Annotated in this window: 18 protein-coding genes; all 18 read right to left on the minus strand. The window is 68.3% G+C overall.

Features of this window, described 5'->3' with window-relative positions:
- Window positions 1-18 precede the first annotated feature (18 nt).
- Window positions 19-1,461: a F0F1 ATP synthase subunit beta gene (gene atpD / locus J7E87_RS11855; RefSeq protein WP_215092862.1), complete on the minus strand. Its 1,443-nt coding sequence runs from the start codon at window positions 1,459-1,461 to the stop codon at window positions 19-21.
- Window positions 1,461-2,378 carry a F0F1 ATP synthase subunit gamma gene (locus J7E87_RS11860; RefSeq protein ID WP_215092864.1) on the minus strand — a complete coding sequence of 306 codons (918 nt, stop codon included), beginning with the start codon at window positions 2,376-2,378 and terminating at the stop codon, window positions 1,461-1,463. Before J7E87_RS11860 ends, atpD begins: the two co-directional genes overlap by 1 nt.
- A gap of 20 nt (window positions 2,379-2,398) precedes the next feature.
- Window positions 2,399-3,991 (minus strand): F0F1 ATP synthase subunit alpha, encoded by a 1,593-nt coding sequence (gene atpA, locus J7E87_RS11865; protein ID WP_215092866.1) that lies wholly within the window; start codon window positions 3,989-3,991, stop codon window positions 2,399-2,401.
- Between the two features lie 130 nt (window positions 3,992-4,121).
- A complete protein-coding gene (locus J7E87_RS11870) occupies window positions 4,122-4,937 on the minus strand; it encodes a F0F1 ATP synthase subunit delta (protein ID WP_215092868.1) in 816 nt (271 codons plus the stop codon).
- The gene (locus tag J7E87_RS11875; RefSeq protein WP_215092870.1) at window positions 4,934-5,488 is read right to left on the minus strand and encodes a F0F1 ATP synthase subunit B; all 555 of its coding nucleotides are present in this window, start codon (window positions 5,486-5,488) and stop codon (window positions 4,934-4,936) included. Before J7E87_RS11875 ends, J7E87_RS11870 begins: the two co-directional genes overlap by 4 nt.
- 42 nt (window positions 5,489-5,530) lie before the next feature.
- Window positions 5,531-5,761, minus strand: coding sequence for an ATP synthase F0 subunit C (gene atpE, locus J7E87_RS11880; protein ID WP_175257461.1), 231 nt, complete (start codon window positions 5,759-5,761; stop codon window positions 5,531-5,533).
- Between the two features lie 75 nt (window positions 5,762-5,836).
- Window positions 5,837-6,658 carry a F0F1 ATP synthase subunit A gene (atpB, locus tag J7E87_RS11885; RefSeq protein ID WP_215092872.1) on the minus strand — a complete coding sequence of 274 codons (822 nt, stop codon included), beginning with the start codon at window positions 6,656-6,658 and terminating at the stop codon, window positions 5,837-5,839.
- Window positions 6,659-6,883: 225 nt separating this feature from the next.
- A complete protein-coding gene (locus tag J7E87_RS11890) occupies window positions 6,884-7,321 on the minus strand; it encodes a hypothetical protein (RefSeq protein WP_215092873.1) in 438 nt (145 codons plus the stop codon).
- Between the two features lie 263 nt (window positions 7,322-7,584).
- A complete protein-coding gene (locus J7E87_RS11895) occupies window positions 7,585-8,925 on the minus strand; it encodes an MraY family glycosyltransferase (protein ID WP_215092874.1) in 1,341 nt (446 codons plus the stop codon).
- 107 nt (window positions 8,926-9,032) lie between these two features.
- Window positions 9,033-10,298, minus strand: a complete 1,266-nt coding sequence (glyA, locus tag J7E87_RS11900; RefSeq protein WP_215092876.1) for a serine hydroxymethyltransferase — start codon at window positions 10,296-10,298, stop codon at window positions 9,033-9,035.
- 458 nt (window positions 10,299-10,756) lie between these two features.
- Window positions 10,757-11,431, minus strand: a complete 675-nt coding sequence (locus J7E87_RS11905; protein WP_251017291.1) for a protein-tyrosine-phosphatase — start codon at window positions 11,429-11,431, stop codon at window positions 10,757-10,759.
- Window positions 11,428-12,075 carry an L-threonylcarbamoyladenylate synthase gene (locus J7E87_RS11910; RefSeq protein ID WP_215092878.1) on the minus strand — a complete coding sequence of 216 codons (648 nt, stop codon included), beginning with the start codon at window positions 12,073-12,075 and terminating at the stop codon, window positions 11,428-11,430. The genes J7E87_RS11905 and J7E87_RS11910 overlap by 4 nt, the downstream gene beginning before the upstream one ends.
- A gap of 28 nt (window positions 12,076-12,103) precedes the next feature.
- Window positions 12,104-12,949, minus strand: coding sequence for a peptide chain release factor N(5)-glutamine methyltransferase (gene prmC / locus J7E87_RS11915; protein ID WP_215092880.1), 846 nt, complete (start codon window positions 12,947-12,949; stop codon window positions 12,104-12,106).
- 28 nt (window positions 12,950-12,977) lie between these two features.
- Window positions 12,978-14,057, minus strand: coding sequence for a peptide chain release factor 1 (prfA, locus tag J7E87_RS11920; protein ID WP_215092882.1), 1,080 nt, complete (start codon window positions 14,055-14,057; stop codon window positions 12,978-12,980).
- 108 nt (window positions 14,058-14,165) lie between these two features.
- Window positions 14,166-14,390, minus strand: coding sequence for a 50S ribosomal protein L31 (gene rpmE / locus J7E87_RS11925; protein ID WP_215092884.1), 225 nt, complete (start codon window positions 14,388-14,390; stop codon window positions 14,166-14,168).
- Between the two features lie 123 nt (window positions 14,391-14,513).
- Entirely contained in the window at window positions 14,514-15,644 is a 1,131-nt protein-coding gene (locus tag J7E87_RS11930) for an LCP family protein (protein ID WP_215092886.1), read from the minus strand.
- 288 nt (window positions 15,645-15,932) lie between these two features.
- A complete protein-coding gene (gene rho / locus J7E87_RS11935; protein WP_215092888.1) occupies window positions 15,933-17,987 on the minus strand; it encodes a transcription termination factor Rho in 2,055 nt (684 codons plus the stop codon).
- Window positions 17,988-18,366: 379 nt separating this feature from the next.
- A complete protein-coding gene (gene thrB / locus J7E87_RS11940; protein WP_215092890.1) occupies window positions 18,367-19,287 on the minus strand; it encodes a homoserine kinase in 921 nt (306 codons plus the stop codon).
- Between the last annotated feature and the right edge of the window lie 134 nt (window positions 19,288-19,421).

Below are 19,421 nucleotides of genomic sequence, written 5' to 3' on the forward strand. Positions count from 1 at the left end.
CTTCACGAGTCAGCGGACTCAGGAGACGCCGAGCTCCTTGGCGTTGGCCTTGAGGTCCTCAATGCCACCGCACATGAAGAACGCCTGCTCGGGGAAGTGGTCGTACTCACCGTCGCAGATCGCGTTGAATGCGGCGATCGACTCCTCGAGCGGCACGTCCGAACCGTCCACGCCGGTGAACTGCTTGGCGACGTGGGTGTTCTGCGACAGGAAACGCTCGACGCGACGGGCACGGTGGACAACAAGCTTGTCCTCCTCGCCCAGCTCGTCGATGCCGAGGATCGCGATGATGTCCTGGAGGTCCTTGTACTTCTGCAGGATTCCCTTGACGCGCATGGCGCAGTCGTAGTGGTCCTGCGCGATGTAGCGCGGGTCCAGGATCCGGGACGTGGAGTCCAGCGGGTCCACGGCCGGGTAGATGCCCTTCTCCGAGATCGGACGGGAGAGAACCGTCGTCGCGTCGAGGTGGGCGAAGGTGGTGGCCGGGGCCGGGTCGGTCAGGTCGTCCGCGGGGACGTAGATCGCCTGCATCGAGGTGATCGAGTGACCACGCGTCGAGGTGATGCGCTCCTGCAGCAGACCCATCTCGTCGGCCAGGTTCGGCTGGTAACCCACCGCGGACGGCATACGGCCGAGCAGGGTGGACACCTCGGAGCCGGCCTGGGTGTACCGGAAGATGTTGTCGATGAAGAAGAGCACGTCCTGCTTCTGAATATCGCGGAAGTACTCCGCCATGGTCAGACCGGCCAGGGCGACGCGCAGGCGGGTGCCCGGCGGCTCGTCCATCTGACCGAAGACAAGCGCCGTCTTGTCGATGACGCCCGACTCGCTCATCTCCTCGATGAGGTCGTTGCCCTCACGGGTACGCTCACCGACGCCCGCGAACACCGACACACCGTCGTGGTTGTTGGCGACGCGGTAGATCATCTCCTGGATCAGAACGGTCTTGCCGACACCGGCGCCACCGAACAGACCGATCTTTCCACCCTTGACGTACGGGGTGAGAAGGTCGATGACCTTGATGCCCGTCTCGAACATCTCGGTCTTGGACTCGAGCTGGTCGAAGCTGGGGGCCTTGCGGTGGATGGGCCAGCGCTCGGTGCTCTCGCTGTTCGCGTCGGGGACGTTCAAAACCTCACCGAGGGTGTTGAACACCTTGCCCTTGGTGAAGTCGCCGACCGGCACCGTGATGCCCGAACCGGTGTCGGTCACCGCGGCCTGGCGGACCAGACCGTCGGTGGGCTGCATCGAGATGGCGCGCACGATGCCCTCGCCGAGGTGCTGGGCAACCTCGAGCGTCAGCGTCTTGAGCTTGCCGTCCTCGGCAGGGTCGGCGACCTGAACGGTCAGCGCGTTGTAGATCTCCGGCATTGCGTCGACGGGGAACTCCACGTCGACGACCGGGCCGATCACCCGGGCGACGCGGCCCGTGGCGGCGGCCGTCTCAACTGTCGTCGTCATTACTTGTCACTCCCCGCGGTCGCGTCGGCCAGGGCGCTGGCGCCACCGACGATCTCGCTGATTTCCTGGGTGATTTCGGCCTGGCGGGCCGCGTTGGCAAGCCGGGAGAGGCTCTTGATGAGCTCACCGGCGTTGTCGGTCGCGGACTTCATTGCGCGGCGGGTGGCAGCGTGCTTGGAAGCAGCGGCCTGGAGCAGCGCGTTGTAGATCCGGCTCTCGACGTATCGCGGCAGTAGGGCGTCGAGGACGTCCTCCGCCGACGGCTCGAAGTCGAACAGGGGCAGGATCTCGCCCTTGGTGCCCGACTCCTCGACCGCCTCCTCGAGACTGAGGGGCAGCAGCCGGTTCTGCACCGGCGTCTGCGTCAGCATCGAGACGAACTCGGTGAAGACGATGTGGAGCTCGTCCACGCCGCCCTCGGCCGTGTCCTGCTGGACAGCCGCGATCAGCGGTTCTGCGACCTTCTTGGCGTCGGCGTAGGTCGGGTTGTCGGTGAAGCCGGTCCACGACTCCGCGATCTTGCGCTCACGGAAGCCGTAGTACGCGACACCCTTGCGGCCGACGATGTAGTTGTCGACCTCCTTGCCCTCGCCGCGGAGCCGCTCCGTGAGCTGCTCCGCCGCCTTGATGGCGTTGGCGGAGTAGCCGCCGGCCAGACCGCGGTCGCTCGTGATGAGCAGGATCGCGGCGCGGACCGGAGCCTCCACCTCGGTGGTGAGGGGGTGCTTGGTGTTCGACCCGGTCGCCACCGCGGTCACCGCACGGGTGAGCTCGGTCGCGTACGGGGTGGAGGCCGCCACCTGGCGCTGCGCCTTGACGATGCGCGAGGCGGCGATCATCTCCATCGCCTTGGTGATCTTCTTGGTCGCGGTGACGGATTTGATGCGACGCTTGTAGACCCGGAGCTGGGCTCCCATGAGTCAGGTCCCTTCCGTCGTCACTTGGCCGTGCTGACCGGCGCGTCTTCGCCCAGAAGCTTGCCGTCCGAGGTCTCGAACTGACGCTTGAAGGCGGCGATCGCGTCAGCGATGGCCTGCAGGGTGTCGTCGGACATCTTGCCGCCCTCGGTGATGCTGGTCAGGAGCTCCTTGCGCTCACGGCGCAGGTACTCGAGGAGCTCGGACTCGAAGCGGCGGATGTCCGGGACCGGGACGTCGTCCATCTTGCCGGTGGTACCGGCCCAGACGGAGACGACCTGCTCCTCGATGGGCATCGGCTGGTACTGAGGCTGCTTGAGCAGCTCGACCATGCGCTTGCCGCGCTCCATCTGCGCCTTGGAAGCCGCGTCCAGGTCGGAACCGAAGGCGGCGAACGCCTCCAGCTCGCGGTACTGGGCGAGGTCCACGCGCAGACGGCCGGAAACCTGCTTCATGGCCTTGTGCTGCGCGGAGCCACCGACACGGGAGACCGAGATACCGACGTTCAGCGCCGGGCGCTGGCCCGCGTTGAACAGGTCGGACTCCAGGAAGCACTGGCCGTCGGTGATGGAGATGACGTTGGTCGGGATGAACGCCGACACGTCGTTCGCCTTGGTCTCGACGATCGGGAGGCCCGTCATCGAACCCGCACCCATGTCGTCCGACAGCTTCGCGCAACGCTCGAGGAGACGAGAGTGCAGGTAGAAGACGTCACCGGGGTACGCCTCGCGGCCCGGCGGACGGCGCAGGAGCAGCGACACGGCGCGGTAGGCGTCGGCCTGCTTCGACAGGTCGTCGAAGATGATCAGGACGTGCTTGCCCTGGTACATCCAGTGCTGGCCGATGGCCGAGCCGGTGTACGGCGCCAGGTACTTGAAGCCGGCCGGGTCGGACGCCGGGGCGGCGACGATCGTCGTGTACTCGAGCGCGCCCGCCTCCTCCAGCGCACCGCGCACGGACGCGATGGTGGAGCCCTTCTGGCCGATGGCGACGTAGATGCAGCGAACCTGCTTCTTCACGTCGCCCGAGCGCCAGTTGTCGCGCTGGTTGATGATCGTGTCGACGGCCAGAGCGGTCTTGCCGGTCTGACGGTCGCCAATGATCAGCTGACGCTGGCCACGGCCGATCGGCACCATCGCGTCGACGGCCTTGTAGCCGGTCTGCATCGGCTCGTGCACCGACTTACGGGCCATGACGCCCGGGGCCTGCAGCTCGAGGGCGCGCCGGCCGTCGGTCTCGATCTCGCCGAGGCCGTCGATCGGGGTGCCGAGCGGGTCGACGACGCGACCCAGGTAGCCCTCGCCGACAGCGACAGAGAGAACCTCACCGGTGCGCTGCACCGGCTGGCCCTCCTCGATACCGCTGAACTCGCCGAGGACGACGCAGCCGATCTCGCGCTCCTCGAGGTTGAGGGCGAGACCGAGGGTGCCGTCCTCGAACTTCAGCAGCTCGCTCGCCATGGCCGAGGGAAGACCCTCGACCTTCGCAATGCCGTCGCCGGCAACGCTGACCGTACCGACCTCCTCGCGCGAGGCCGCGTCCGGCTGGTACGACTGGACAAAGTTCTCCAGCGCGTCCCGGATCTCCTCCGGCCGGATCGTGAGCTCCGCCATCTGGGTTCCCTGCTCTCCTTGTTGGGCCCGAAGTTCTTAAGGGGTCTGGGGGCCGACCCCCAGGAATCTTCTGCAATCTCTGCACGGCCCAACCGGGCCGCTCGTACTGCTGTGTTCAGTTGGTGTCTGGTCAGCCGGCGATGCGGCGGTTCGCCTCGTCGAGACGGGCCACGATCGTGCCGTCGATGATCTCGTCGCCGACGCGCACCACGAGCCCGCCGAGGACCTCGGGGTCCACGTCGAGGTTGAGGTGCATCTCGCGGCCGTAGATCCGCGCGAGGCCGGCGCCGAGGCGCTGCCTCTGCTGCTCGGTCAGCGGCACCGCCGAGGTGACGACGGCGACCATCCGGTTCCGGCGCGCCGCGGCGAGCTTGGACAGGGACTCGAGTCCCGCCTCCAGGCTACGTCCCCGGGGCCGGGTGACAAGACGGACAACCAGACGCTCGGTGACCGGATTGGCCTTCCCGCCGAGCAGGCTGCGCAGCAGCCCGCCCTTGGCGGACGCCGGAGCCGACTTGTCGGTCAGCGCCGCCCGCAGCGCGGTGCTGGATTCGACGATCCGGCCGAACCGGAACAGCTCGTCCTCGACGTCGTCGAGCGCACCGGCCCGCTGGGCCGCGGTGAGGTCGGCGGTGGCCGCCAGCTCCTCGACCGCGTCGACCAGGTCGCGCGACCTGGACCAGCGGGAACGCACCATGCCGGAGATCAGGTCGACGGTCTCGCCGCCCACCTGGCCGCCCAGCAGGCGTCGCGCCAGCTCGGCCTTGGCCTCGCCGGACTGCGCCGGGTCGGTCAGGACCCGACGCAGCGACACCTCACGGTCGAGCAGCGCGGTGACGGCGTCGAGCTCCTCAGCGAGCTTGGCCACGTCGACCGACGTGTTGTCGGCCAGCGCGTCAAGAGACTCGCGTGCGGCAGCCAGCGCCTCGCGGCTCGCTCCGTTCATCGCGCGGCCTCGGCCTTCGAAGCGCTGTCCTCGAGTCCCTCGAGGAAGCGGTCGACGGTGCGGCTCTGCCGGGCGTGGTCCTCCAGGGACTCACCGACGAGCTTGCCGGCCAGTTCGACGGCGAGCTTGCCGACGTCCTGACGCAGCGCCGCAGCCGCTGCCTTGCGGTCGGCCTCGATCTGGACGTGGCCGGCAGCGGTGATCTCCTCACGCTGCCGCTGGCCTTCCGCCCTCATCTCCAGGATGATCGCGGCGCCCTGCTCGGTCGCCTCCTGGCGCATCCGGGCGGCCTCGTGGCGGGCCTCGGCGAGCTGAGCCTTGTACTGCTCGAGCACACTCTCGGCTTCGATCTTGGCTGCATCAGCCTTCTCGATGCCACCCTCGATGGCCTCTCGGCGCTCTTCCAGAACCCTGTTGATGTTCGGGAGGAGCTTCTTGGCGAGGAAGCCGAAGACGATGACAAAGGCGAGAAAGCCGATGACGAGCTCGGGCAGCGGCGGAAAGAGAGGGTTCTCCATCTCCGCGGCCGCGAGAGGAACCAGAGGGTTCACATCAGTGCCTTTCGTCTAGTTGGCTGTTCGTGGACCCGAAGATCACGGGCCGTAGACGAACGGCATGACCAGACCGATGAGGGCGAGCGCCTCACAGAAGGCGAAGCCGAGAATCTGGTTCTGGCGGATCAGGCCGGCCGCCTCGGGCTGGCGGGCAAGAGCCTGGGTGCCGTTACCGAAGATGATGCCGACGCCGACGCCGGGGCCGATGGCGGCGAGGCCGTAACCGATGGAGCCGAGGGAGCCGGTGACGGCAGCAAGAGTCTGGGACATGCCAGTGCTTCCTTCTCTTTCACGGACCGGTGGGGGTTGGCCACCGGACGACAATGGGGTTCAGGGGGTGGGCGGTCAGTGGTGCTTGGCGAGCGCGCCCTGGATGAAGCTGCAGGCCAGGAGCACGAAGACGTATGCCTGAACCGCTTGGATGAAAAGCTCGAAGACGGTCATGACCAGGACCATCACGAACGAGACACCGGCGTAGGCGATGCCGATTCCGTTCAGCAGATACCAGCTGGCAATCGTGAACAGCAGCAGCAGGGTATGTCCGGCGAACATGTTCGCGAAGAGTCGGACCGCGTGCGTAAAGGGGCGGACCAGCACGTTCGAGAAGAACTCGATGACCATGACCATCGGCAGAACCGCGCCGAGCGACTTGTCGTAGCCGGTCAGATTCTTGAAGCCGCCGACAAAACCGTGGGTCTTGAAGGTAAGGCTCATCCAGATGACATAGACGATGAGCGCAAGAGCTGCCGGGTACGCGATGATCGAGGTCACCGGGAACTGGGCGAGCGGAATGATCGACCAGAGGTTCATCATCCAGACGAAGAAGAACAGCGAGACCATCAGCGGGACGTACTTCTCGCCGTCCTTCTTGCCGATGATCTCGTAGACGATGCCGCGGCGGACAAAATCGTAGCCGGTCTCGGCGACCATCTGGAGCTTGCCGGGAACGACCTTCGGCTTACGGAAGGCCGCCCAGAAGAAGCCGACGATGATGACCGTGCCGAGCAGGGCCAGCAGCATCGTCTTGTTGAAGTAGATGTTGCTGTCCGCGTCGCCGATGATCGGCTCGAACAGGAACGAGTGCAGGCCGGGAGCCGGGAAACCACAACCGGAGAAGATGTGGCAGTCGGTCTCGAAGGCGAGCACCGTCGTCGGGTCAGCACTCACCGCGGGCTCCTTCAGCGTGGCGCATATGTACGGCAACCTCGTTGTGTCGGCGCGGCGCACAGCCGCTGATCGGCACTGGACTGGTGTTACGGATGTGGGGGCGGCCGGCAGGCAGGGAGCCTCGCGATTGAGCAGGCGTCAGCTCAGCTGCCCGCGCCCGCAATGCCGCAGTTGGCACCGGACGATAGCAGGATCGCGAACGCGCACTTATACCGGCCCTACCCCTCACGAGGAGGGCCCCTTGTTCTCGGGCTTCTTGCCCTCGGAGGGGTCCGGTTCGACGTAAAGGATTTTGGCCTTCATGTGCGCACGGGTCTGCGCGGCGATCCATACGAGGGTCGCTGCGACCAGCGTGATCGCGAAGGCCTTCGGATTGAACAGCGTGGTGTTCTTGAACGCGGCGACAAAGATGAACAGCAGCAGAATCTGCGCCGTATAGAGCATGAGCCCCATGGCCTGGAACAGATGCGGAAGCGACTTGGCCGTCCGCTCCAGGACCACCAGCCCGATCCCCATGAAGAGGATCACGATCAGCGTCGCAACGACAGCGCCGACAGCTCCCTTACCGCCGGCAACCAACGCACTGATCGCGACGGCGATTGCGCCTGCGACAGCGGTGGGTACGGCGACTCGAAGGAGAGTCCGGACGTCGTTGGACGGCATGGCGGCAGCTCCGCTTGCTCGGTGGGGGCAGTGGTGTCGTCATGGACGAGCGTAGGCCCGGTCCGAGTTGGGTCCTCGGGGCCAAAGAACCGTCGCACTACGGCCCTTCGGTTCCGTCTCCGGGTCTCGTGAACGGTATCACAAACTATTTGATGAGGTCTTTACCTGAGGGTGTGCTGACTGTCACACATGAGAGTGAGTGCGCGCGTGTGTGCAGGACAACTGGTCGCGATGTCTGGTAATGGGCGACATGCAGCGAATCGTCATCCGCGCGTTCCGGCCTTACGCCGGTCCGGGAAACGCGAACGGGGGCCGATGGCAGTCGCTCCGTTGACGCCTGCCGGAACCGGGGTCCGCTCCTCGGGCTCCTCCTCGGGCTCCTCGTCCGACGCCTCCGGCTCGTACGAGAGCGTGGGCACCGTCTCGGGCTGGATCTTGCTGCGCCGGTAGCGCGGCGGCACGAAGGCCTCCGCCCAGCGCGGGGCGCGCGGAGTGAAGCGCGGCAGCAGCAGCAGCACCAGGCCGACCGCACTCAGCGCCACGATGAGCAGCACGATCCACATCGACGCCGAGTGCACCGAGTACGCGACGACACCGAACGCGATCAGCGCCGACCAGAAGTACATGATCAGGACTGCGCGGCTGTGCGAATGCCCGATCTCCAGCAGCCGGTGGTGCAGATGGCCACGGTCCGCGGCGAACGGCGACTTTCCGCTCCAGGTACGGCGGACGATCGCGAGCACCAGGTCGGCGACCGGGATCGCGATGATGGTCAGCGGCAGCAGCAGCGGGATGAAGACCGGCAGCGCGGCGTGAGTGGCCTGGCGGGTGCTGCCCTCGAAGATCTTCAGGGCGTCCGGGTCCACCTGGCCGGTCACCGAGATCGCCGCCGCCGCGAGCACCAGACCGATCAGCATCGAGCCCGAGTCGCCCATGAAGATCCGGGCGGGGTGCATGTTGTGCGGCAGGAAGCCCAGGCACATGCCCATCAGGATCGCGGTGAAGAGAGTGGCGGGGGCGGCCGCCTCGATCATGTACCCGAACCAGATCCGGTACGAGTAGAGGAAGAAGGCCGCGGCGGCGATGCACACCATGCCGGCGGCGAGGCCGTCCAGGCCGTCCACGAAGTTGACGGCGTTGATGGTGACGACGACGAGCGCGACAGTCAGCAGGGTGCCCTGCCAGGAAGTCAGCGAGACCGTGCCGACGCCGGGGACGGGGATCCACAGGATCGTCAGACCCTGCATCACCATCACACCCGCGGCGATCATCTGGCCGCCGAGCTTGATCAGGGCGTCGATCTCGAACTTGTCGTCCAGGACACCGATGATCCAGATCAGAACGGCGCCGGAGAGCAGCGCGCGCGGTTCGTTCGACTGCTCGAAGACGCTGTTGAGATTCTGCAGATGGTCTGCGACCAGCAGTCCCGCGCACAGCCCGAAGAACATGGCGATGCCGCCGAGTCTCGGCGTCGGCTCTCGGTGCACATCGCGGGCGCGGATCTCAGGCATCGCTCCGGTCGCAATGGCGAACTTCCGCACCGGACCGGTCAGCAGATACGTCACCGCAGCCGTAACACAGAGCGTCAGCAGGTAATCACGCACGGGCTGCCCCACAGATATCGCTGGCCATCTCAGCCCCACACCCTAGCTCTGGTAGCCACATGCTTGAGGACACTACGGGTGGCGGCGATGGTTGCACGAGTTCGCTGCTAGCCCGGATAAGGGGGAAATCTACCTGCCAGCGCGCGTACCTCGGCACGTACCTTCCGCGCTCCCTCTCCCTCTTCACGCATCGCCGCCGTGAACAGCGCGGCGACACGTGGCATCTCGGCCTCGCCCATGCCCTGGGTGGTGATTGCCGCGGTGCCGAGACGAATACCACGGCCGTCGCCGTACGGCAGGGCGCAGGTGTCGAGGACCAGTCCGGCCGCGGCGAGACGACCGCGGGCGGCCTTGCCGTCCACCCCGAGCGGGGCCGGATCCGCGCTGATCAGATGGGTGTCGGTGCCGCCGGTGAGCACCGCGAAGCCTTCCGCCTCGAGCTCGTCGGCGAGCACCCGGGCGTTGGCGACCACCTGGTGGGCGTACGCCGCGAACGCGGGGGCGGCCGCCTCGCCGAAAGCGACGGCCTTGGCGGCGATCGTGTGCATCTGGGCGCCGCCCTGGGTGAACGGGAAGACCGCCCGGTCGATGCGTTCGGCCAGCTCCGACCCGCAAAGGATCATTCCGCCGCGCGGCCCGCGCAGCACCTTGTGCGTGGTGGCGCACACCACATCGGCGTACGGGACGGGACTGGGCGCCGCGCCGCCCGCGATCAGGCCCATCGGGTGGGCGGCATCCACGATGAGATACGCGCCGACGTCGTCCGCGATCTCGCGGAAGACGGCGTAGTCGGGGTGGCGGGGGTAGGAGATCGAGCCGCAGACGATGGCTTTGGGCCGGTGCTGCCGGGCGAGGGTGTACACCTGGTCGTAGTCGATGAGGCCGGACTCCGCCTCGACGCCGTATCCGACGAAGTCGAACCAGCGGCCGGAGAAGTTGGCGGGCGAGCCGTGGGTGAGATGACCGCCGTACGGGAGGCCCATGGCGAGCACCGTGTCACCGGGCTTGAGCAGCGCGGCGTATGCGGCGAGGACGGCAGAGGATCCGGAGTGCGACTGCACATTGGCGTGCTCTGCGCCGAACAGGGTGGTGGCGCGCTCGACGGCCATCCGCTCGGCGGCATCGACGAGCTCACAGCCGCCGTGGTGCCGGGCGCCGGGATAGCCCTCGGCGTATTTGTTGGCGAGCGGGGAGCCCAGGGCGGCGAGGACCGCGGGCGAGGTGAAGTTCTCGGCGGCGATGAGCTGAAGGCTGTCGCTCTGCCGACCCAATTCCCCAAGGACCACTTCGGCGATCTCGGGGTCGTGGCGGCGCAGGGCGTCGAAGTCCGCGTAGGCCGTGGGGGCGGCGGGGGGTGCAGTGCTGACCGGCATCTTGGGCTCCGGGCCTCGCGTGGGGTTGGCGGCCTCTCCAATGTAGGCCGGGGTGTGGCCGCCTGCCCGGTGTCGGGGGTTCTTTCCCCCAGTCCGCCCTCCCCCTACGGTCTGGCGGCCGTGGGAGGTACCCCCATCCTGTAACTGGGGCAAGCCCCCAGACCCTCCCCCTACGCCCTGCGGGCGTGGGGGGGGACCCCCAGTACGCCCGGCGGGCTTTGGGGGGACCACCCCCAGTACGGCCTGCGGGCTTGGGAGGGACCCCCAGTACGGCCTTCGGCCGTGCTCTCAATCGCCGGACAGGCTTCAAGTTCCGCCGGACCGGCGGAAATCGAGCCTCGCCGGCGTTCGAGGCGCGGGGCCCGGGGCGGAGCCCCCACAATCAGCCCCGTGGGGGTCCCCCGGACGAGGTCTGGAGGAGATTGTGGCGCCGGGCCCGGGGGGCGGAGTCCCGGTTGTCAGTGGCGGGCCGGCATGCCCGTCAGCGCCGTCACCACAGGGTCCAGCGCCTGATTGATCTCGTCCCCGATCGACCGGAAGAACGTGATCGGCGCGCCGTACGGGTCGTACACCTCATCCGCGTCCGGGCTCGGCGCCAGCAGCCAGCCGCGCAGCGCCGCCGCCGCGCGCACCAGCGCGCGGGCGCGTTCGACGACGCCCTCGTCGCCCGGGTCGGGCAGCGTCGCCGGGTCTATGGCGCGCACCAGCCGGGTGAACTCCTTGAGCGTAAAGGTGCGCAGGCCCGCCGAATGGCCCATCGAGATCACCTGCGCCCGGTGGTCCCGGGTCGCCGTGAGGACCAGGTCCGCGCGGATCACATGCTCGTCGAGCAGCTCGCGGCCCACGAAACCCGTCGCGTCCGCGCCGAAGTCGGCCAGGACGATCTCGGCGTTGGCCTCCATCGGGGCGCCCTCGTGGCCCCAGGTGCCCGCGCTCTCCACGATCACGCCGCCCGTGAGCCGGTCGCCGAGGCGGTCGCTCAGGGCATGGCGGGTCAACCGCTCGGTGATCGGCGAGCGGCAGACGTTGCCGGTGCTGACGTGGAGGATGCGGAAGGTGGAGGTGCTTCCTCCGGACTCCGCCCGGGGGTGCCCCCAGGATTCCGCTATGCCACGCCCCTCAGGGGCGGTCAATTGGCCACCTCGAGGTCGGGTACGACTTTGCGCAGCTCGTCCGGAGAGAGCGCCCCCTCGCGCAGCAGCACCGGGACCTTGCCCGTGACGTCGACGATCGAGGACGGCACGATGCCGGGGGTCGGGCCGCCGTCCAGGTAGACCGAGACCGAGTCGCCGAGCATCTCCTGCGCGGCGTCGCAGTCCTCGGGCGCCGGGTGCCCGGTGAGGTTCGCGCTGGAGACCGCCATCGGGCCGACCTCGGTGAGCAGCTCGATCGCGACCGGGTGCAGCGGCATCCGGATCGCGACGGTGCCCCGGGTGTCGCCCAAGTCCCACTGCAGCGACGGCTGGTGCTTGGCGACCAGGGTCAGCGCACCCGGCCAGAAGGCGTCGACGAGCTCCCACGCCTGCTCGGAAAAGTCGGTGACCAGGCCGTGCAGGGTGTTCGGGGAGCCGATGAGGACGGGCGTGGGCATATTGCGGCCGCGCCCCTTGGCCTCGAGCAGGTCGGCGACGGCCTCGGAACCGAAGGCGTCCGCACCGATCCCGTACACGGTGTCGGTGGGCAGCACGACCAGCTCGCCGCGGCGGACGGCCGATGCGGCTTCACGCAGACCGGTGGTGCGATCCGTCGCGTCGTTGCAGTCGTATCGCCGAGCCATCAGCGGGCCTCCTCGTACACAAACTTGGTCATGGCGTTGCCTTGCGCGCGGTCGCGAAGCGCGGCCGCTTGTTCAGGTCGGGGTGGTCGGCCGCGTCCGCCCAGCCCGCCTCTTCGCTGAAGATCCACGGCACCTGGCCGCCCTGCGTGTCCGCGTGCTCGACGACCACGAGGCCGCCGGGCCGCAGCAGCCGGTGGGCGGTGCGCTCGATGCCGCGGATGGTGTCCAGGCCGTCCTCGCCGGAGAACAGAGCCATGTCCGGGTCGTGGTCGCGAGCCTCGGGGGCGACATACTCCCACTCCGTGAGCGGGATGTACGGCGGATTGGAGATGACCAGGTCGACCTGCCCGTCCAGCTCCGGCAGGGCGCTCAGCGCGTCGCCCTGGTGGATGGAGACGCGCGAGCCCTCGGCGTTCTTACGGGTCCACCTCAGCGCGTCCTCGGAGAGCTCCACGCCGTGCACCCGTGAGCGCGGCACCTCCTGCGCCATGGCCAGCGCGATGGCCCCGGATCCCGTGCACAGATCGACGATGAGCGGCTCGACGACATCCATGGCCCGTACGGCGTCTATGGCCCAGCCGACGACCGACTCGGTCTCGGGGCGGGGCACGAAGACGCCCGGCCCGACCTGCAGCTCCAGATACCGGAAGAAAGCACGCCCGGTGATGTGCTGGAGCGGTTCGCGGGCCTCGCGGCGGGCGACCGCCTCCCAGTAGCGGGCGTCGAAGTCACCGTTCGGGACGTTGTGCAGCTCTCCCCGCTTCACGCCGTGCACGAATGCGGCGAGCTCCTCCGCGTCGAAGCGCGGTGAGGGCACGCCGGCGTCGGCCAGCCGCTGGGTGGCCTGGGCCACCTCGGCAAGCAGCAGGTTCACCTTGGTCCTCCGGGACTGCAGGGGGTTGTTACTGGGCGTCGGCGAGCTTGGCGGCGGAGTCGGCATCGACACAGGCCTGGATCACCGAGTCGAGATCACCATCGAGCACCTGGTCCAAGTTGTACGCCTTGAATCCGACACGGTGGTCCGAGATCCGGTTTTCCGGGAAGTTGTACGTACGGATCTTCTCCGAGCGGTCAACCGTGCGGACCTGGCTGCGCCGGGCGCTCGCGGCTTCCTTCTCGGCCTCCTCCTGGGCTGCGGCCAGCAGCCTGGAGCGCAGAATACGCATCGCCTGCTCCTTGTTCTGGAGCTGGCTCTTCTCGTTCTGGCAGGAGGCGACGATGCCGGTCGGCAGGTGCGTGATGCGCACCGCGGAGTCGGTGGTGTTGACGGACTGGCCGCCGGGGCCCGACGAGCGGTAGACGTCGATCCGCAGGTCGTTGGCGTGGATCTCGACGTCGATCTCCTCCGCCTCGGGTGTGACCAGCACGCCGGCCGCCGAGGTGTGGATGCGGCCCTGGGACTCGGTGGCGGGCACGCGCTGCACGCGGTGCACTCCGCCCTCGTACTTCAGCCGCGCCCAGACGCCCTGCCCGGGCTCGGTCGCGCCGTTGCCGCCCTTGGTCTTCACCGCGACCTGGACGTCCTTGTAGCCGCCCAGCTCGGACTCGGTGGCGTCGATGATCTCGGTCTTCCAGCCGACGCGCTCGGCGTAGCGCAGATACATCCGCAGCAGGTCACCGGCGAACAGAGCAGACTCGTCACCGCCCGCGCCCGCCTTGACTTCGAGGATGACGTCCTTGTCGTCGCTGGGGTCGCGCGGTACGAGCAGCAGCCGCAGCTTCTCGGTGAGCCCCTCGCGCAGCTTCTCCAGTTCCTTGACCTCGGCGGCGAAGTCCGGGTCGTCGGCGGCGAATTCACGCGCGGTCTGGATGTCGTCCCCGGTCTGCTTCCAGGAGCGGTACGTGCCGACGATCGGGGTCAGCTCGGCGTAGCGCTTGCCGAGCTTGCGCGCGTTCGCCTGGTCCGCGTGGACCGAAGGGTCGGCGAGCTTCTTCTCGAGATCGGCGTGTTCGCCGATCAGTTCCTCGACCGCCTCGAACATCGGGGGCTCCTGGGTTTGGTACGCGAAAAAAGGGGCTGCTCAGAACGGACAAAGCGCCGGCCTCGGCCACCCCGGCTAGGGGCGGCCGAGGGCCGGCGCAGTGGCTCGCTACTTCTTGGCGGAGCCGGCAGCCTTGCCGAAGCGGGCCTCGAAGCGGGCCACACGGCCACCCGTGTCGAGGATCTTCTGCTTGCCCGTGTAGAACGGGTGGCACTCGGAGCAGACCTCGGCCCGGACGGTGCCGGACTCGATGGTGCTACGGGTGGTGAACGACGCGCCACAGGTACAGCTGACCTGGGTCTCGACGTACTCGGGGTGGATGTCGCGCTTCAAGGGTGTCTCCTAGTTTCGGGAGGGCACCGGGTCGTACACGCGGATTGCTCGTACGTGAACCGGGGCCGACGTACCAGTCTGCCAGGACCGGCCGTAACTCCCAAAACCGGGGTACCACCGGATCTATTCCCCACGGTGGCCCGGCGCCCTGGAGGCCCGGACGACCTCGCCGGCGTCCCCCTTGTCGCCCGCGGAGTCCTTGACGGCGGAGGCGGGGATCGGTTTGTCCTGCGCGAGCGCCGTCCAGACCTGCCGGGAGGCGGCCTTGAGCGGCACCACGCGGTTGGGGTCCGCCGGGTCGTACCGCACCGGCATCGTGACCATGTGCACGTCCTCGGCGCCGAGACCGCTCAGCCCCCTGGCGAAGCTCATCAGCTCGTTCGCGGAGTCGAGCTCTGAGTCGGGCCTGATCGCCCTGGTCGCGGTGTCGGCGATGTCGAGGAGCTTCTTCGGGTTGGTGAAGACACCGACACTCTTGACCTGGTTGATGAAGGCCTTCATGAAGGCCTGCTGGAGCTGTATTCGGCCCAGGTCGCTGCCGTCGCCGACGCTCTTGCGGGTGCGTACGAGACCGAGCGACTGCTCCCCGTCGAGGGTGTGCGTGCCGGGCGGCAGGTCCAGATGGCTCTTGCTGTCGTTGATGGGCTTGGTGGTGGTGATCTCCACGCCGCCCAGCTTGTCGATGAGCTTCTTGAAGCCGCTGAAGTCGACCTCGATGTAGTGGTCCATGCGGATGCCGGACATCTTCTCGACGGTCTTCACCGCGCAGGGCGGGCCGCCGACCTCGTACGCTGTGTTGAACATGGCGCGCTTCTCGGCGGAGACGGTCTTGCCTTGGCCGTCCGCGCACTCGGGGCGTTCGACGAGGGTGTCACGCGGGATGGAGACGACGCTGGCCGTTTTGTGGCCCTCGTAGACGTGCACGACCATCGCGGTGTCGGAGCGCGCGACGCCTTCGTCCACGCCGTATTGGGAGTTGGCGCCGGCGCGGGAGTCGGAGCCGAGGACCAGGATGTCCATGGAGCCGTTGTCGACGTTCTGGGGGCGGTCGTCGCCGAGGGCGGCGTTGATGTCGACGCCCTCGATGTTGCCGTTGAGCTTGAAGTAGACGTAACCGAGGCCTGATCCACCGATCAGCACCAGACCTGCGACGGACCAGGCGGCGACGGTCATGGCTCTGCGGCTCTTGGTGGACGCCTTACGGCGATTGCCGCGGCTGCGTATTCGGCTGCCGCTACTGCTCTGGTCGTCCATGGTCTCCTCGGCTCTCGCTGTTCCCGCTACCCCCTGCCGTGGTGATCAGGCGCGGTCTGTCGGCACTTGTCCAGACGGTGAGGAAGCAAGGAGGGTTGCACGGCGGCCTGAGAAGTCCGTGAGAAAGCATCGCGCCCACCGTGCGGTGCACGGTGGGCGCGATGGACTGCTTGCGGCCTGACTCTCCGTTCTCACCTGCGAGTTCGGCGGACGGTGAGTCGGGGCGCGGGAGCTGCGTCACGCCTGACGGCTGTGGCTAAGATCTCCCGGCCGTGGCCTCGGTGAAGCTCAGTCGTTTCCGTTGCCTCCGGCGGACGGAGTCGTCTTCTGGATCTGCAGCAGGAACTCGGCGTTCGACTTCGTCTGCTTCATCTTGTCCAGCAGAAGCTCGATGGCCTGCTGCTGGTCCAGTGCGTGCAGCACCCGGCGCAGCTTCCAGACGACCGCCAACTCGTCGCTGCCGAGCAGGATCTCTTCCTTACGGGTGCTGGACGCGTCCACGTCCACCGCCGGGAAGATGCGCTTGTCCGAGAGCTTCCGGTCGAGCTTGAGCTCCATGTTGCCGGTGCCCTTGAACTCCTCGAAGATCACCTCGTCCATGCGCGAGCCGGTCTCGACCAGCGCGGTGGCCAGGATGGTCAGCGAACCGCCGTCCTCGATGTTGCGCGCGGCGCCGAAGAAGCGCTTCGGCGGGTAGAGCGCGGTCGAGTCGACACCACCGGACAGGATGCGGCCGGAGGCGGGGGCCGCGAGGTTGTACGCACGGCCCAGACGGGTGATCGAGTCCAGCAGCACGACCACGTCGTGACCCAGCTCGACGAGACGCTTGGCGCGCTCGATGGCCAGCTCGGCGACCGTGGTGTGGTCCTCGGCCGGGCGGTCGAAGGTCGAGGAGATGACCTCGCCCTTCACCGACCGCTGCATGTCGGTGACCTCTTCCGGACGCTCGTCGACGAGGACGACCATCAGGTGGCACTCGGGACTGTTGACCGTGATCGCGTTGGCGATCGCCTGCAGGATCATGGTCTTGCCGGTCTTCGGCGGGGCCACGATCAGGCCACGCTGGCCCTTGCCGATCGGCGACACCATGTCGATGATCCGGGTCGTCAGGATGCCGTGGTCGGTCTCGAGGCGCAGCCGGTCCTGCGGGTAGAGCGGGGTCAGCTTGTTGAACTCCGGGCGGCCGCGGCCGGATTCGGCCGCCATGCCGTTGGCCGAGTCCAGGCGTACGAGCGCGTTGAACTTCTCGCGGCGCTCGCCCTCCTTCGGCTGCCGCACCGCGCCGGTGACGTGGTCACCCTTGCGCAGGCCGTTCTTGCGGACCTGGGCGAGCGAGACGTACACGTCGTTCGGACCCGGCAGGTAGCCGGACGTACGAATGAACGCGTAGTTGTCGAGGATGTCCAGGATGCCCGCGACGGGGATCAGGACGTCGTCCTCGGAGACCTGCGGCTCGCCGGTGGCGAAGTCGTCGCGGCCGCGACGGCCACGGCGGTCGCGGTAACGGCCACGACGGCCACGACGGCCGCCCTCGTCGTCGAAGTCGTCCTGCGGTCCGGCGCTCGGCGGGCCCTGCTGGCCGCCCTGGCCCTGCTGGCCGCCCTGGCGCTGCTGGCGCTGGCCGCCGCCCTGCTGCTCGTCGCCCTTGCCGCCGCGGCGGTCGCGCTGGCGGTCACGGCGCTCGCCGCGGTCGCCGCCGCGCTCACCGCGCTGGCCCCGCTCCTGGCGGTCGCGACGACCCTCGGAGTCCTGGGACACGGCGGTGGCGGCCTCGGCCTCCGGCTGCGCCTCCGTCTTCACGTCCACGGCCCCCTCGGCCTTGGCATCGGTCTTGGCGTCCGGGCTGCCCGCCTGCGCGGTGGCCCGACGACGGCGGCGCTCTCCGGCCGGCTGGTCGTCACTGGCCGGCTGCCCGGGAATGTCGATCTGCTGCTGGGCCGCGGCCTTGTCGGCCTTGTCGGCCTTCTCCGCGACGGCGGCGTCGTCGCCCGTACGCGCCTTGGAAGTGGCGCGTCGCTTCGGCTTGGTCTCGGCGTCGCCCGTGCCCGCATCGGCGCTCTTCGCCGGGGCGGAGGAGCCTCCCCCAGAGCCTGCGCTCTGGGAGGTACCCCCAGCCTGCGCCTCCTTGATGACCTCGATCAGCTGGCTCTTGCGCATCCGCGCGGTGCCCCTGATCCCGAGGCCGGACGCGACCTGCTGCAGCTCGGCCAGGACCATGCCCTCGAGGCCGGTGCCGGAGCGGCGGCGCCGTGAGGTGGTGCCAGAGGCAGCACCTGCGGCGGGCGCGGAGGTGTCGACACTGCTGTCGGCAGTCACGCCCATCAGATCGGTGGTGTCGCTCACGAAGGGTCCTTCCCTGGAGCGGACGTCGGCCTTCTGGCTCGGCGACCGGTTGTGCTGTCCGACGTCGGTCCTGGTTGCGAACCGTGCCGGGGCGGTGGTCCCGCCGGGAATTAACGGCGGAGAAATAAAAATGCAAGGTTCCGGCCCGAGGTCCCCCTGCTCGGCCCACTCCTGGAAAGCGAGAGGTATCGTGCCGGTTCCGGAGCGTGCTCGAAACTGCTCAGGCAGGCTGCTCAGGCAGTTGGGGAGGCTCCCGGAAGAATGTTGGTCCCGAATGGGGACACAAAGCACTGCGCCACAAAGACGTCGGCTGCAGACTTGAGGTTAACACTACCGGCTCCAACAAACATTCCCCCTCTCCGTCACCGGCAATCTCGTGTCACTGCGGAGCGAGCGGGAGAACGCTCGCTCCCCCGGCGTCGAAGGTGAGCCGGTTGGCCGCCCACCCCTCGCCCGCCAGTCGTGCGACCTTGTCGGCCACACCGTCCTCGGTCAGCGCGAGCACCGTGGGGCCCGCGCCGGAGATGACTGCGGGGACGCCGTCGGCGCGCAGTCGGTTGACCAGGGCCACGCTCTCCGGCATCGCCGGAGAGCGGTACTCCTGGTGGAGCCGGTCCTCGGTGGCCGGCAGCAGCAGCTCGGGACGCCTGGTCAGCGCCTCTACGAGCAGGGCGGCCCGGCCCGCGTTGGCCGCGGCATCCACATGGGGGACGGTGCGCGGAAGCAGGCCGCGCGCCGTCTCGGTGAGCACCGGCCTGCCGGGGACGAAGACCACCGGAACGACGGAATCGGCGGGATCCATCCTGATGGCGCGTGCCGCTCCCCCGTCGGTCCAGGCGAGCGTGAAGCCGCCGAGCAGACAGGCGGCGACATTGTCGGGGTGCCCCTCGATCTCGGTGGCGAGTTCGAGCAGCGCCGCGTCGTCGAGCTTGGCGTCGCCCCCTATGGTCACGGCGCGCGCGGCGACGATGCCGGCGCAGATGGCCGCGGACGACGATCCGAGGCCGCGCCCGTGCGGGATGCGGTTGGCGCAGACGACTTCGAGGCCGCGCGGCTGCCCGCCGAGCAGGTCGAATGCCGTACGGAGGGAACGTACGAGCAGATGGTTCTCATCTCGGGGCAGCGTCGTTGCGCCCTCGCCCGCGATGTCGATGTGCAGACCGGAGTCCGCGACCCGGACGACGACGTCGTCGTACAGCCCCAGGGACAGCCCGAGGGCGTCGAAGCCCGGGCCGAGATTGGCGCTGCTGGCGGGGACGCGCACCCGGACGGCGGCGGCGCGGAACGCTGGACCGGCCATCGCTCGATGACTCTCCTTGGTTCTGACTGCGAGATTTTTTTCGAGAGGTACGAAACACCCGTAGGCCGTAACGGCGACGACACCGCGGCATATGCGGCGGGGCGGGTTCGGTACAGCTTATCGAAGGAAGGTTC

Source organism: Streptomyces sp. ISL-1, assembly GCF_018614585.1.
Taxonomy (GTDB): domain Bacteria; phylum Actinomycetota; class Actinomycetes; order Streptomycetales; family Streptomycetaceae; genus Streptomyces; species Streptomyces maoxianensis.

What these genes read in the sequence shown, in the direction of transcription:
- atpD (WP_215092862.1), bottom strand. Translation starts at nt 1,461, where the DNA reads ATGACGACGACAGTTGAGACGGCCGCCGCCACGGGCCGCGTCGCCCGG.
- J7E87_RS11860 (WP_215092864.1), bottom strand. Translation starts at nt 2,378, where the DNA reads ATGGGAGCCCAGCTCCGGGTCTACAAGCGTCGCATCAAATCCGTCACC.
- atpA (WP_215092866.1), bottom strand. Translation starts at nt 3,991, where the DNA reads ATGGCGGAGCTCACGATCCGGCCGGAGGAGATCCGGGACGCGCTGGAG.
- J7E87_RS11870 (WP_215092868.1), bottom strand. Translation starts at nt 4,937, where the DNA reads ATGAACGGAGCGAGCCGCGAGGCGCTGGCTGCCGCACGCGAGTCTCTT.
- atpE (WP_175257461.1), bottom strand. Translation starts at nt 5,761, where the DNA reads ATGTCCCAGACTCTTGCTGCCGTCACCGGCTCCCTCGGCTCCATCGGT.
- J7E87_RS11890 (WP_215092873.1), bottom strand. Translation starts at nt 7,321, where the DNA reads ATGCCGTCCAACGACGTCCGGACTCTCCTTCGAGTCGCCGTACCCACC.
- glyA (WP_215092876.1), bottom strand. Translation starts at nt 10,298, where the DNA reads ATGCCGGTCAGCACTGCACCCCCCGCCGCCCCCACGGCCTACGCGGAC.
- J7E87_RS11910 (WP_215092878.1), bottom strand. Translation starts at nt 12,075, where the DNA reads ATGGCTCGGCGATACGACTGCAACGACGCGACGGATCGCACCACCGGT.
- prfA (WP_215092882.1), bottom strand. Translation starts at nt 14,057, where the DNA reads ATGTTCGAGGCGGTCGAGGAACTGATCGGCGAACACGCCGATCTCGAG.
- J7E87_RS11930 (WP_215092886.1), bottom strand. Translation starts at nt 15,644, where the DNA reads ATGGACGACCAGAGCAGTAGCGGCAGCCGAATACGCAGCCGCGGCAAT.
- thrB (WP_215092890.1), bottom strand. Translation starts at nt 19,287, where the DNA reads ATGGCCGGTCCAGCGTTCCGCGCCGCCGCCGTCCGGGTGCGCGTCCCC.